This window comes from Curtobacterium sp. MCBD17_013, from assembly GCF_003234565.1.
GTDB lineage: Bacteria > Actinomycetota > Actinomycetes > Actinomycetales > Microbacteriaceae > Curtobacterium.
Genome location: NZ_QKTU01000010.1, coordinates 104,817 through 116,824, shown reverse-complemented (window position 1 = coordinate 116,824; position 12,008 = coordinate 104,817). Strand labels below are relative to the sequence as shown.

Annotated in this window: 12 protein-coding genes and 1 pseudogene; 5 read left to right on the top strand and 8 right to left on the bottom strand. The window is 72.5% G+C overall.

Features of this window, described 5'->3' with window-relative positions:
- Positions 1–159: 159 nt before the first annotated feature.
- A complete protein-coding gene (gene greA, locus DEI81_RS11780) occupies positions 160–648 on the bottom strand; it encodes a transcription elongation factor GreA (protein ID WP_111010902.1) in 489 nt (162 codons plus the stop codon).
- 71 nt (positions 649–719) lie between these two features.
- Positions 720–1,169, bottom strand: coding sequence for a DUF4307 domain-containing protein (locus DEI81_RS11775; protein WP_111010901.1), 450 nt, complete (start codon positions 1,167–1,169; stop codon positions 720–722).
- A gap of 96 nt (positions 1,170–1,265) precedes the next feature.
- On the opposite strand from DEI81_RS11775, the gene mca reads away from it, so the two are divergent.
- Together mca and DEI81_RS16610 are read left to right on the top strand one after the other, a co-directional pair.
- Positions 1,266–2,147, top strand: coding sequence for a mycothiol conjugate amidase Mca (mca, locus tag DEI81_RS11770; protein ID WP_181435405.1), 882 nt, complete (start codon positions 1,266–1,268; stop codon positions 2,145–2,147).
- Complete coding sequence (locus DEI81_RS16610) at positions 2,147–2,527, top strand: hypothetical protein (protein WP_258368676.1); 381 nt, start codon at positions 2,147–2,149, stop codon at positions 2,525–2,527. Before mca ends, DEI81_RS16610 begins: the two co-directional genes overlap by 1 nt.
- 20 nt (positions 2,528–2,547) lie before the next feature.
- Here DEI81_RS16610 and DEI81_RS11760 read toward each other — a convergent pair whose 3' ends face one another.
- Positions 2,548–3,273 (bottom strand): hemolysin III family protein, encoded by a 726-nt coding sequence (locus tag DEI81_RS11760; RefSeq protein ID WP_111010900.1) that lies wholly within the window; start codon positions 3,271–3,273, stop codon positions 2,548–2,550.
- Between the two features lie 79 nt (positions 3,274–3,352).
- Between DEI81_RS11760 and DEI81_RS11755 the strand changes: the two genes are divergently transcribed.
- The 3 genes from DEI81_RS11755 to DEI81_RS11745 all read left to right on the top strand — a co-directional run bounded on the left by DEI81_RS11755 (position 3,353) and on the right by DEI81_RS11745 (position 7,222).
- Entirely contained in the window at positions 3,353–4,132 is a 780-nt protein-coding gene (locus DEI81_RS11755) for an isoprenyl transferase (RefSeq protein WP_111010899.1), read from the top strand.
- Between the two features lie 211 nt (positions 4,133–4,343).
- Complete coding sequence (locus DEI81_RS11750) at positions 4,344–5,453, top strand: aminotransferase class V-fold PLP-dependent enzyme (RefSeq protein ID WP_111010898.1); 1,110 nt, start codon at positions 4,344–4,346, stop codon at positions 5,451–5,453.
- 476 nt (positions 5,454–5,929) lie between these two features.
- Positions 5,930–7,222, top strand: a complete 1,293-nt coding sequence (locus DEI81_RS11745) for a PhoH family protein (RefSeq protein ID WP_258368679.1) — start codon at positions 5,930–5,932, stop codon at positions 7,220–7,222.
- Between the two features lie 253 nt (positions 7,223–7,475).
- Here DEI81_RS11745 and DEI81_RS11740 read toward each other — a convergent pair whose 3' ends face one another.
- The 5 genes and pseudogenes from DEI81_RS11740 to xseA form a co-directional block, all read right to left on the bottom strand.
- Complete coding sequence (locus DEI81_RS11740) at positions 7,476–8,912, bottom strand: aspartate ammonia-lyase (RefSeq protein WP_111010897.1); 1,437 nt, start codon at positions 8,910–8,912, stop codon at positions 7,476–7,478.
- Between the two features lie 125 nt (positions 8,913–9,037).
- On the bottom strand, positions 9,038–9,697 hold the full coding sequence (locus DEI81_RS11735; RefSeq protein WP_111010896.1) for a carbonic anhydrase: 660 nt from the start codon (positions 9,695–9,697) through the stop codon (positions 9,038–9,040).
- Positions 9,694–10,350 carry a DUF4245 domain-containing protein gene (locus DEI81_RS11730; RefSeq protein ID WP_111010895.1) on the bottom strand — a complete coding sequence of 219 codons (657 nt, stop codon included), beginning with the start codon at positions 10,348–10,350 and terminating at the stop codon, positions 9,694–9,696. The genes DEI81_RS11735 and DEI81_RS11730 overlap by 4 nt, the downstream gene beginning before the upstream one ends.
- Positions 10,347–10,595 carry an exodeoxyribonuclease VII small subunit gene (locus tag DEI81_RS11725; protein WP_111010894.1) on the bottom strand — a complete coding sequence of 83 codons (249 nt, stop codon included), beginning with the start codon at positions 10,593–10,595 and terminating at the stop codon, positions 10,347–10,349. Before DEI81_RS11725 ends, DEI81_RS11730 begins: the two co-directional genes overlap by 4 nt.
- 93 nt (positions 10,596–10,688) lie before the next feature.
- Positions 10,689–11,996 (bottom strand): annotated as a pseudogene (xseA, locus tag DEI81_RS11720) (exodeoxyribonuclease VII large subunit); the annotation flags it as partial.
- Positions 11,997–12,008: the final 12 nt, after the last annotated feature.

The window sequence follows — 12,008 nt, the reverse complement described above, 5'->3', positions numbered from 1 at the left end:
CTCCCGCCCGCCTGCCCCCACCCCGCGAGATCGCACTCGTTGCCGCTCTGGAGGCACCAGAGCGGCAACGAGTGCGATCTCGCGGGAGGAGATGCGGGGACGTCGAACGCCCCCGTCGGCGGAGCGACGGGGGCGTTCGACGTGGATCGGGGGAGCCGCCTACGGCTCGTACCGCTCGACCTTCTGCACCGTGACGGCGATCTCCCTGCCGTTCGGCGCGGTGTAGCTCGTCGCGTCGCCCGCACGCAGCCCCATGATCGAGGCGCCGACCGGGCTCGACGGGCTGTAGACCGTGAGGTCGGCGCCGTCGGCGACGATCTCACGGTTGCCGACGAGGAACGTCGAGTCGTCACCCGCGATCGTGGCCGTGACGACCGTGCCGGGCTCGACCGTGCCGTCGAAGTCGGCCTCGCCGACCGTGGCGTGCTTGAGGAGCTCGGTGAGCTGACGGATGCGGGCCTCGATCTTGCCCTGCTCGTCCTTCGCGGCGTGGTAGCCGCCGTTCTCCTTGAGGTCGCCCTCCTCGCGCGCGGCCTCGATGCGCTGCGCGATCTCGGTGCGAGCGGGGCCGCGCAGCTGCTCGAGCTCCGCCTGGAGACGGTCGTGCGCCTCCTGGGTCAGCCAGGTGACCTGGGTGTCGTTGCTCATGGGTGTTCCCTTCGGCCGAAAAAAAGGAGACCGGCCGGAGGGGCCGGTCTCGCTTGGCGAATCAGAGCAGACTAAGGGATCCAGCAGGTGTTGATCAAGCCGGTGACACCGCGGGAACTCGTCTTGACGACCGTGTCGATCGAGGTCGTGCGCTGGGTGCTCGCCGGCAGGTCGACGACCTTCCACCCGACGATGGTGAACGACTTGTCGAGCACCTGCACGGCGCAGTCGACGCGGTTGCCGGGGTCGACGGACACCTGGGAGTGCACGAGCGTCGCACGGTCCGACTGCACGTGGTACCCGACGTCCTCGGAGTCGAGGCCGTGGTCGGTCTGGCCGGGACCGGCCCAGATGACCCAGACCGTGAACACGACCACGATGACGATCGCCGCGGCGACCGCGACGAGGACGGACCGTCGGCGTCGCCCCGGGGTGCGACCGTAGCGGTCGTCGAGGGCGGCTGCAGCCGATCCCTGTGCGGATCCGAGGCCTGGCGTGGGGGTGTGCGAAGCGGACAGCATGGACTCCTGGAACGATTATCCTCGTCCCAGGGTAGTTCACCCGGCCCCTCGCGGGGTTCGCCCGCCCGGCCAGCGCCGGCAGCATCGAGGAGTGTCGTGCCCCTGCGTCTCATCGCGGTCCATGCCCATCCCGACGACGAGTCGAGCAAGGGAGCCGCGACGTACGCCAAGTACGTGGCGGAGGGCGCTCAGGTCCTCGTCGTCTCGTGCACGGGTGGTGAGGCGGGCGACATCCTCAACGAGCAGCTCCCGGAACCCGCGCGCAGCCGGGCGCACCGCGACATGGCCGGACACCGACGGACGGAGATGGCGGCGGCCCAGGCGGCCCTCGGGATCGACCACGTCTGGCTCGGCTACCACGACTCGGGACTCCCCGACGCCGAGAAGGGCGAGACGGTGCGGCCGGGGACCTTCGCGACCGTCCCGATCACGACGAGCGCGGCGGTCCTCGTCCGGATCGTGCGGCGCTTCCGTCCGCACGTCATGATCGCGTACGACGAGAACGGCGGCTACCCGCACCCGGACCACATCCGGTCGCACGAGATCGCGATGGAGGCCTGGCGCACGTCCGGCGACCCGACCGCCTACCCCGAGGCGGGCGCCCCGTGGACCATCGACAAGCTCTACTACGAGCGCACGTTCAACCCGGATCGGTTCCGCGCGATGTACGCGGCGATGGCCGAACGCGACCCGGACGCGCCGGAGCTCGCCGAGATGGCGACGTTCCTCGAGCGGTTCGAGGGGCGCGAGGACCTGTCGACCTCCCACGTCCACGTGGCCGAGCACCTGGCCGCGCGTGACGCCGCGCTGCGGGCCCACGCCAGCCAGGTGCCCACCGACAGCCGCTTCTTCTTCTGGCCCCCGGACGTCGTCGCCGCCATCTGGCCGACCGAGGACTTCCAGCTCGTCGAGTCCCGTGTGCCGACCACGCTGCCGGAGACCGACCTGTTCGCGGGGATCCACGAGGAGTCCGCCTGATGAGCGCCACCGTCCTGACCGGGGCCCTCGTGCTCGCGGCCGCCACGTCACCGACCACGCCCGCCTCCACAGTCCCCGACGTCGACGTCACGCCCGGCGTGTGGGGGTTCGTCGTCATCGCGATCGTCGCGGTCGCGACGATCGCGCTCGTCGTCGACATGACCCGGCGCATCCGCCGGACCCGGTACCGGTCGGAGATCCGGGAACGGCTCGAGGCCGAGGCCCGCGGCGAGCTCCCGGGCGAGGACGCCGACGGCGTCGGGGACCTCGACGGCCGCGGCGGTCAGGACGACCGCCGGGGCCCGGGAGGCCGCGGAGACGTCCGCGGGACCGGTGACGGCGGACGCGCGGACGTCGGGGACGACACCGAGCGCGGCTGAGGCCTCCGGCCGGATCGCGGTCAGCGCACCGGATGGAGCGCGACGACGAGCACGCCCGCCCACTGCGCGACGAACGCCACGACGGTCAAGGCGTGGAACACCTCGTGGAACCCGAAGACGCGCGGCGCGGGGTCGGGCCGCTTGAACCCGTACACGGCCGCACCGAGCACGTACGCCAGCCCGCCCGTCAGGACGAGGACCATCATCGCCGTGTCGGCGGCGAACAGCTGCGGCAGGTAGAACAGCGCGGAGCACCCGAGCAGGACGTACAGCGGCACGTAGAGCCAGCGCGGGGCTCCGACCCAGAACACCCGGAACGCCATCCCGAGGGCCGCGCCGCTCCACATCACGACGAGCAGCACGGTCGCGTCGCGGTCGCCGAGCGCACAGACCGCGACGGGCGTGTACGTGCCGGCGATGAGCAAGAAGATGTTCGTGTGGTCGATCCGCTTGAGGACGACCTTGACGCGTGGGCTCCACCGGAACCGGTGGTAGGTCGCCGAGACACCGAACAGCACGAGGGACGCCGCCGTGAACACGGCGCTCGCGGCCTTCGCCGCCGGGGTCGCAGCCAGGCAGACGAGCACGATGCCGAGCGCGGCCGCGACGGGGAACGCCCCGAGGTGGATCCACCCACGCCAGGCGGGTGGCGGGACCGGCGCCGACGCGACCGACGCGTCCCGGGCCTCCTCGGCTTCCTCGACGAACGGCACGTGCGGGAGCGCGTCCGGGCTGGGATCGGTCATGGTCCAACGGTAGGCGACCCGGCTGTCGTGCGTGCGTCGGCCGGATCCCGGGTGCAGGTCCGTGCACTAGCGTTGTCGCGTGAGCGCCAGGGCGGGATGGACAGGGCGAGGCCTGGTCTACCGCGCCTACCAGCGCCGCATCCGCGCGCAGATCGCCGCCACCCCACGTCACGTCGCGATGATCGTCGACGGCAACCGCCGATGGGCGAAGCAGCTCGGGCTCGAGACGGCCGCGCACGGCCACCGGGCCGGAGCCGCGAAGATCCCGGAGTTCCTCGGTTGGTGTGACGACCTCGGCGTCCAGGTCGTCACGCTGTACCTGCTGTCCGCCGACAACCTGACGGGGCGGCACTCGGACGAGCTCCGGCAACTCACCGGGATCATCGCCGAACTCGCCGCGAACCTGGCGGCCCATCCCACGTGGCGGGTGCAGCACGTCGGGTCGAACGAGGGACTGCCGCCGGAACTCGTCCGCGCGCTCGAGGGTGCCGAGGCAGAGACCGCCGAGCACACGGGGCTGCACGTCAACCTCGCCGTCGGGTACGGCGGCCGGCGCGAGATCGCGGACGCCATGCGCAGCATCGTCCGGGCGCACGGTGCGGGCGGTGGGACGCTCGACGACCTCGCCGAGGTGCTGACGCCCGAGCTCATCGGCGACCACCTCTACACGCAGGGACAGCCCGACCCGGACCTCGTCATCAGGACGTCGGGCGAACAGCGTCTGTCCGACTTCATGCTCTGGCAGAGCGCACACAGCGAGTTCTACTTCGTCGAGGCGTTCTACCCGGACCTGCGCGAGGTCGACTTCCTCCGCGCGGTGCGGGACTTCGGGCGGCGGTCGCGCCGGTTCGGCGGCTGACGGCTGCGGGCCTCCCGACCGCGGTCCGGCCGGATCGCGTCGGCCCGGCCACGGTCCTCCCGACCCTGCCGGATCGCCGGTGCGTGCGCTCTGCGGCTCCGGTGCAGCGGCACCAGCGCGTTCTCGGTACACTCACAGCGCTCGCGTCCATGAGGACGCATCGACCGGGGATGGGGACGGTCGGCGGATCAGAACCAGGAGACCACCGGACGTGACCACCATCGACGAGTACGCCGCCGGGTTCCAGGAGGAGCCGGGGTACCTCGACCACGCGGCGTTCGGCCCGGTCCAGACCGCGGTGCTCGAGGAGCAGCGCGTGCTCGGCACCATCCAGGAGCACGTCCGCTTCGGCGCCATGGAGGTGCTCGACGAGCAGGACGCGCGGGTGCGCACCGTCGCCGCGCGCCTCGTCCGCCGTCGCGACGACCAGGTCGTCTCGCAGACCGCGACGACGCCCGGACTCCTGCACACCGCGTTCGGCTTGACCGGCGGTGTCCTCGTCGCCGCGGACGAGTACCCGTCGTTGCCGCTCGCACTCGCGAGCGCCGCCGCCGCCACGGGGCGCGTGCAGCCGCTCGTCATCGAGTCCGGCGCGGGGTGGATGACGCCGGACCTCATCGCCTCGCGCCTCAGCGACGACGTCGCCGCGGTCGCGCTCAGCCTCGTCGACTGGCGGACGGGGTACCGAGCCGACCTCGCGGCGATCCGCGACGTGATCGGGGACCGCCTGCTCATCGTCGACGCGATCCAGGGCTTCGGCGCCGTCGACGAGCCGTACGAGGTCGCGGACGTCATCGCCACCGGCGGCCAGAAGTGGTTGCACGCCGGCTGGGGGACCGGGTTCGTGTCGTTCAGCGACCGCGCGCTCGAGCGGCTGCAGCCCGCGCTCTCCGGGCCCGCCGGCACCGTCGGCGAGCCCGGCGAGGTCCCGACCGTCGCGCCGGGCGCCGCCGCGTACCAGATGACGCGCATCGACCCGGTCGCGCAGGCGCGGCTCGCGGTCTCCCTCGAGTCCCTGTCCGGCGTCGGTGTCGCCGCGGTCGAGGCCGCCGTCGCCGAGCGGGCCGAGCGGGTGTTCGACCTGGCGGACGAGTTCGGCGTCGTCGTCGAGTCCTCGCGCGACCGCCGTGAGCGCGCTGGCATCGTCGTGCTCCGGCCCGCACCCGAGCGGTTGACCGCGCTCGCCGCGTCGCTCCACAACCACGGCGTGACCGCGACGACCCGCGCCGGGACGCTGCGTGTGTCGGTCTTCGTCTCGACGACCAACGAGACCCTGGCGATGCTGCGGGACGCGCTCGTGTCCTTCGCGACGATGGTCTGACCCGCTCCGGCGTCCGGCGTCCGGCGACCGGCCTCCGGCGACCGGCGTCCGGCTTCCGGCCCGGCCCCGAACCTCCGCGATATCGCAGTAGGTGTCGTTCTCGCCCCGTCACAACGACAACTACTGCGATCTCGCGGAATGGCACGGGCCGGGCCTGGCCGGGCCGGCCCTGGCCGGCCCGGCCGGGCTGGGGCACGAGTGACGAGCGTTCACGCCCTCGTAACCCGGAGCCGCCGCGTGTCCCCGGGAGCGTGTCGGTGGGCGGACGTAGATTCGCGACATCGGGCATCGTGCCCGGTCGAAGCGGCCACCGGCGGAGCTTCGAGACCGCGTCGTGGCCGTTCCGAGGACAAGGACCGGGTCGAACGCGGCCCGGGGATGGAGTGGTCGTGACCTCTCAGAACACCTCGCGTGGAACGTCCTCGACAGCGGGGGCCGCACCCCGCTCGGGACGGGCCGCCGATGCGTCCGCCGGTATCGCGCAACGGACCTACGTGCTCGACACGTCCGTCCTGCTCAGCGATCCGCGCGCCCTGTTCCGGTTCGACGAGCACGCCGTCGTGCTGCCGGTCGTCGTGGTGAGCGAGCTCGAGTCGAAGCGGAACGACCCCGAGATCGGGTACTTCGCTCGGCAGGCCCTGCGGATCCTCGACGAGCTCCGCATCGAGCACGAGCGCCTCGACTTCCCCGTCGCGGTCGGCGAGGGCGGTTCGCTCCGCGTCGAGCTCAACCACTCCAACATGACCGTGCTGCCGTCGGGGCTGCAGCTCGGCGACAACGACTCCCGGATCCTCGCGGTCGCCATGAACCTGGCGAACGACGGCCTCGACGTCGTCGTCGTGTCGAAGGACCTCCCACTCCGCGTCAAGGCGGCGTCGATCGGCCTGCCGGCCGAGGAGTACCGCGCGGAACTCGCCGTCGACAGCGGCTACACGGGCGTCACGACGCTCGAGATCTCGGGCGACCAGATGGCGGGCCTCTACGAGCACGAGGAGGTCCGCTCCGCCAGCCTCGACGGCGTGCCGGTCAACACGGGCGTGGTGATCCACTCGGAGCGCGGGTCGGCACTCGGACGCGTCCACACGCCGGGCGCGGTGGCGCTCGTCCGCGGCGACCGTGAGGTCTTCGGCCTCCGCGGCCGGTCGGCCGAACAGCGCCTCGCGATCGACGCCCTGCTCGACCCCGAGATCGGGATCGTGTCCCTGGGCGGCAGCGCGGGCACCGGCAAGTCGGCGCTCGCGCTGTGCGCCGGTCTGGAGGCGGTGCTCGAGCGGCAGCAGCACAAGAAGGTCATGGTCTTCCGCCCCTTGTACGCGGTGGGTGGCCAGGAGCTCGGCTACCTGCCGGGCGACGCCGCCGAGAAGATGAACCCGTGGGCGCAGGCCGTCTTCGACACACTCGGTGCCCTCGTGTCGGACAACGTCCTCGAGGAGGTCCAGGAGCGCGGGATGCTCGAGGTCCTGCCCCTGACCCACATCCGCGGGCGTTCCCTGCACGACGCGTTCGTGATCGTCGACGAGGCCCAGTCCCTCGAGCGCAACGTGCTGCTCACGATGCTGTCCCGGATCGGGCAGAACTCGCGCGTGGTCCTGACCCACGACGTCGCGCAGCGCGACAACCTGCGCGTCGGTCGGTACGACGGCGTCGCCTCCGTCATCGAGCGGCTCAAGGGCCACCCGTTGTTCGCGCACGTCACGCTGACGCGGTCCGAACGGTCGGCCATCGCGGCGCTCGTCACCGAGATGCTCGACTCGCCCGAGCTGGCGTAGCGCCGCGCCGGCGGAGCGCCGAGCCGGCGGAGCGCCCGACTCCTCCTCCACACCGGCGCCGCCGACACGTCTCTCCACAGATCCGGGAGGGACGGGTCGGCGGCGTCGGTCGTCCCGCCATGCTGGATCCGTACACGCCGCGGGTCGGTTCCGGCTCTGGGGACGGCCTCCGCCGGCTCGCGGCGTGTGCAGCCCGGGCGGCCTCCGGTGGGGGAGTCGAGGTCGCCCGGGTCCTCGTCCGGTCCGAGCTGGGTCAGTTCGGGTGCGTCATGCTCAGCACGTCGAGCGCGCTGTCGAGCTGCTCCTCGGTGACCTCGCCCCGCTCGACGAACCCGAGGGCGACGACGGCCTCGCGCACCGTGATCGATTCGGCGACGGCGTACTTGGCGACCTTCGCGGCGGCTTCGTACCCGATCACCCGGTTCAGGGGTGTGACGATGGACGGGGACGACTCGGCGAACCCGCGAGCTCGGTCGAGGTCGGCCTCGAGCCCGACGATGGTCTTGTCGGCGAGCGCGCGCGTGCTGTTCGTCAGGAGCCGGATGGACTCGAGCAGCGCGGTGCCCATGACCGGGATCGCCACGTTGAGCTCGAACGCGCCGGAGGCTCCGGCCCAGGCCACGGTGGCGTCGTTGCCGATGACGCGCGCGGCGACCATGAGCGTGGCCTCGGGGATCACCGGGTTGACCTTGCCGGGCATGATCGACGATCCGGGCTGCAGGTCCGGGATCCGGAGCTCCCCGAGCCCGGTGTTCGGACCCGACCCCATCCACCGCAGGTCGTTGTTGATCTTCGTCAGGCTCACGGCGAGCACCCGGAGCGCCCCCGATGCCTCGACGAGGCCGTCACGAGCGCCCTGCGCCTCGAAGTGGTCGGCCGCCTCGGTGATCGGCAGGCCGGTGTCGGACGCGAGCTGCTCGATGACGCGCTGCGGGAACCCGGCGGGGGTGTTGATCCCGGTGCCGACCGCGGTGCCGCCGAGGGGGACCTCGGCCACCCGCGGCAGGGTCGCCTGCACGCGCTCGATCCCGAGTCGGATCTGCCGGGCGTACCCGCCGAACTCCTGCCCGAGCGTCACCGGGGTGGCGTCCATGAGGTGCGTCCGGCCGCTCTTCACGGCCGTCGCCCAGAGCGCCGCCTTGTCCTCGAGCGCGGAGGCCAGGTGGTCGAGCGCGGGGACCAGGTCGTGGATGAGCGCCGCGGTCACCGCGATGTGCACCGAGGTCGGGAAGACGTCGTTCGAGGACTGCGACGCGTTGACGTGGTCGTTCGGGTGCACCGCGGTCCCCGAGGCGTCCGACGCGAGCGTCGCGAGGACCTCGTTCATGTTCATGTTCGACGACGTGCCGCTGCCGGTCTGGTAGACGTCCACGGGGAACTGGTCGTGGTGCTCGCCGCCGATGATCCGGTCGGCTGCCGCCACGATCGCCTCGGCGACCTCCGGCCCGACGACCCCGAGCTGCCCGTTGACGATCGCCGCCGCGCGCTTGATGCGGGCCAGGGCGACGATCTGCGCCGGCTCGAGGCCGCTGCCCGAGATCGGGAAGTTCTCGACCGCCCGCTGGGTCTGTGCGCGGTACAGGGCCGAGGCCGGTACACGGACCTCGCCCATCGTGTCGTGCTCGATGCGGTAGTCGCCGCTGTCCGCCGTGCTGCCGTCGGCGGATGGGGAGGTCGTGGTGTCGGTCACGTCGTCGTGGTCCTTCCTGTGGTGCCGGTCCCCGGCGGTCGGCCGGTCGGCTGCGGTGCCGATCGCGGCGATGCGCGCCGGTCGACGGAGGCGTCGGGCGCGGGGCCCGTCCGTGGCGGGAGGGCTCAGGCGTTCCCGACCACGGTGTCGATGTCGACCAGTCCCGTCGTGAGGTCGTAGGTCGCACCGACGACGGCCAATCTACCCTCGGCGATGGCGTCCGACACGGCGCCGGAGCGCTCGATGACCGTGCGCATGGTGGCCTCGAGGTGGGCCGCGCCCACGGCCTCCGGGTCGACGGCGAGGGCGGTGTCGGCGGCAGCGTCCGGCGCCGGGGCTCCCGCGGCGGCGCCGACCGTGGACCGCACCCGCTCGACGCTGGGGGCGATCGCGTCCACGAGGGCCTGGAGGTGCGGCGCCGGCACGGGTTCGCCCGAGCACGCGGCGTTGACCGCTCCGCAGCGGGTGTGCCGGAGCACGACCACCAGCGGCGTGCCGAGCGCGACCACCGCGAACTCGATCGACCCGAGCACGACGTCGTCCGCGATCTGCCCGGCGTTCCGGATGGCGAACACGTCGCCGATGCCGGCGTCGAACACGTGCTCGAACGGCACGCGGCTGTCCGAACAGCCGAGGACGGTCGCGAAGGGCGACTGGGACGCGGCCAGCTCGCTCCGGCGCTCGGGGTCGGTGCGACCGACGCGACGCTTGTCGGAGGCGAACCGAGCGTTGCCCTCGACGAGCAGGCGCAGGGCCTCGGCTGGGGTGCTGGCGGCGCGGTTCATCGGTTCTGGTCCTCCAGTTGGATGGCGATGCGGTGTGCGACGGTGCGGAACGAGGCGTCGTCCGCCGTGCCGGCCAGGACGACCGTGCTCGCACCGAAGGTCGCGACGAGCGAGTAGGCCTCGTTCCCGGCGCCCTTGCCCTCGTCGCGCCGGTCGTACACGGTCCACTTCGTGCCGTCGATGGTGCGTGAGCCGGTGGCGGCGTGTTCGTCGAGCTGGTTGGCGACCCACGTCTGGTTCGCCCTGATGCCCTGGTGCACGCCGATGTACTGGTCGTCCGGGGTGATGAGTCCGACGGTCCAGACGTCGACCCCGTCGGCGGTGTCGTCCTGGAAGTCCGCGCGGTTCGCCGAGTACCCCGACGGCAGTCGTGGCGCGGCCAGGGTCACGTGCGGGACGTCGGCCTGCGCCGCGACCGACCGGTAGTCGACGTGGGTCGACGTGCTCGACGGGTGATCGGGCCGGGCGACGATCGCGACGAGTGCGAGCACGACGGCCAGGGACGCCGCGAGGGACAGCACGAGGTTGAGCGCCGTCTGGTGCTGCCGGCGGACGCGACGGGCGTCCTCCTTGCGGATCCGGGTCTCCTCGGCGGTCTCGGGGCGTCCGAGCTCGGCGACGACCGGCGCGCCCTGCGGGTGTTGGTCGCTCATCGGTCGTCCTCGGGCGCCACGCCGTTGCGTGCCGCGTCGAGTCGTGCCCGGGCGCCGACGAGCCACTCCTCGCACCGAGCAGCCAGGGCCTCGCCCCGCTCCCACAGCGCGAGCGACCGTTCGAGTGTCGCGGAGCCCTGCTCGAGCTCGGACACGACGCGGACGAGTTCGTCGCGAGCGGCCTCGTAGCTCAGCGAGGCGACGTCCGACCCCTGGTCGGCTCCGGAAGCGGCTGGTGCTGGCACCGTCCGATCCTACCGAGCACCCGGTGACAGCACGGCGTCGTCGGCGTCGAGCTGGGGATCGTCCCGACCCACCCCGTCGGACTCGGCCCCGTCGGACTCGGCCCCGTCGGACTCCGCCCCGTCGGACGCCACGGCGTCGGACTCCGTGGCATCGCCGGGCGCCGGACGCACGCCCTGCGGCCCGGGTCCGTCGGCGGTGATGGTGCCGACCGCCGTGCCGTCGCCGAGCGTCACCCGTACCGAGGTCGGCGTCGCGACCTCGGCGGACGAGCGCACCACCGCGCCGTCGTCGGTCTGGACGATCGCGTAGCCGCGCCGGAGGGTGTCCCGCGGCGACAGCGCCCGCAGCCGACCGGTGAGGTGCCCGACCTCGTGGTGGGAGCGCTCGATCGTCCGCTCGAGGAGCTCGCGGCTGCGGGACAGGTCGCGCGCGACCTCCTCGGCCAGGGTGTCGACGAGCCACGCGGTGGACGCGAGCGCGGGACGGGACCGGAGCGCGGCGATCCGGTCCGCCTCCACCGAGAGCGTGTGCGACAGGCGGAGTCCGATCCGGGCGCGGGCCTGGCGGACGTTCGCGAGCTCCTCGGCCACGTCGGGCACGACGCGCTTGGCGGCGTCGGTGGGGGTCGACGCACGGAGGTCCGCGACCTCGTCGAGCAGCGGGCGGTCGGCCTCGTGCCCGATGGCCGAGACGATCGGTGTCGTGCACGCGGCGGCGGCGCGGACCAGACCCTCGTCGCTGAAGCCGAGCAGGTTCTGGAAGTCACCGCCACCACGCGCGACGACGATGACGTCGACCTCCGGGTCGGCGTCGAGGGTCTGGATCGCCGCGATCACCTCGGCCACGGTGCGGTCGCCCTGCACGGCGGCGTGCACGGTGCGGAACGCGACCTGCGGCCAGCGGAGCTGCGCGTTGCGGAGCACGTCCTTCTCGGCGTCGGAGTCCTTGCCCGTCACGAGTCCGATCCGCCGGGGCAGGAACGGCAGCGGGCGCTTCCGCGCGGCGTCGAACAGCCCCTCGGCGAGCAGGGTGGCGCGGAGCCGCTCGAGGCGTTCGAGCAGGTCCCCGAGTCCGACGTGCTTCATCTCGACGACCTGCATCGTCAGGGAGCCGCCCTTGACCCAGTAGTTGGGCTTGATCGCGGCGACGACACGGTCGCCCTGCCCGAGGTCGGACGGGACCCGCGCACGGACGCTCGACCAGATCGAGAACGACACGGTGGCGTCGACCTCGCAGTCCTTGAGCTTGCCGTAGACGTTGCCGCCGGCCACGTTCCACTGCGTGATCTCGCCCTCGACCCACGCGGTGCCGAGCCGGTCGATCCAGTCCCGGAGCTTCGCGCCGAGCAGCGCGACCGGCCACGGGTTGTCCGCGGTCGGGGGGCCCTGGTCGATCGCCATGCACTGCTCCTG

Bases quoted from the DNA above. Each gene is read 5' to 3' on its own strand.
- DEI81_RS11730 (WP_111010895.1), bottom strand. From the start codon at position 10,350: ATGAGCGACCAACACCCGCAGGGCGCGCCGGTCGTCGCCGAGCTCGGA.
- DEI81_RS16610 (WP_258368676.1), top strand. From the start codon at position 2,147: ATGAGCGCCACCGTCCTGACCGGGGCCCTCGTGCTCGCGGCCGCCACG.
- DEI81_RS11735 (WP_111010896.1), bottom strand. From the start codon at position 9,697: ATGAACCGCGCCGCCAGCACCCCAGCCGAGGCCCTGCGCCTGCTCGTC.
- DEI81_RS11760 (WP_111010900.1), bottom strand. From the start codon at position 3,273: ATGACCGATCCCAGCCCGGACGCGCTCCCGCACGTGCCGTTCGTCGAG.
- greA (WP_111010902.1), bottom strand. From the start codon at position 648: ATGAGCAACGACACCCAGGTCACCTGGCTGACCCAGGAGGCGCACGAC.
- DEI81_RS11775 (WP_111010901.1), bottom strand. From the start codon at position 1,169: ATGCTGTCCGCTTCGCACACCCCCACGCCAGGCCTCGGATCCGCACAG.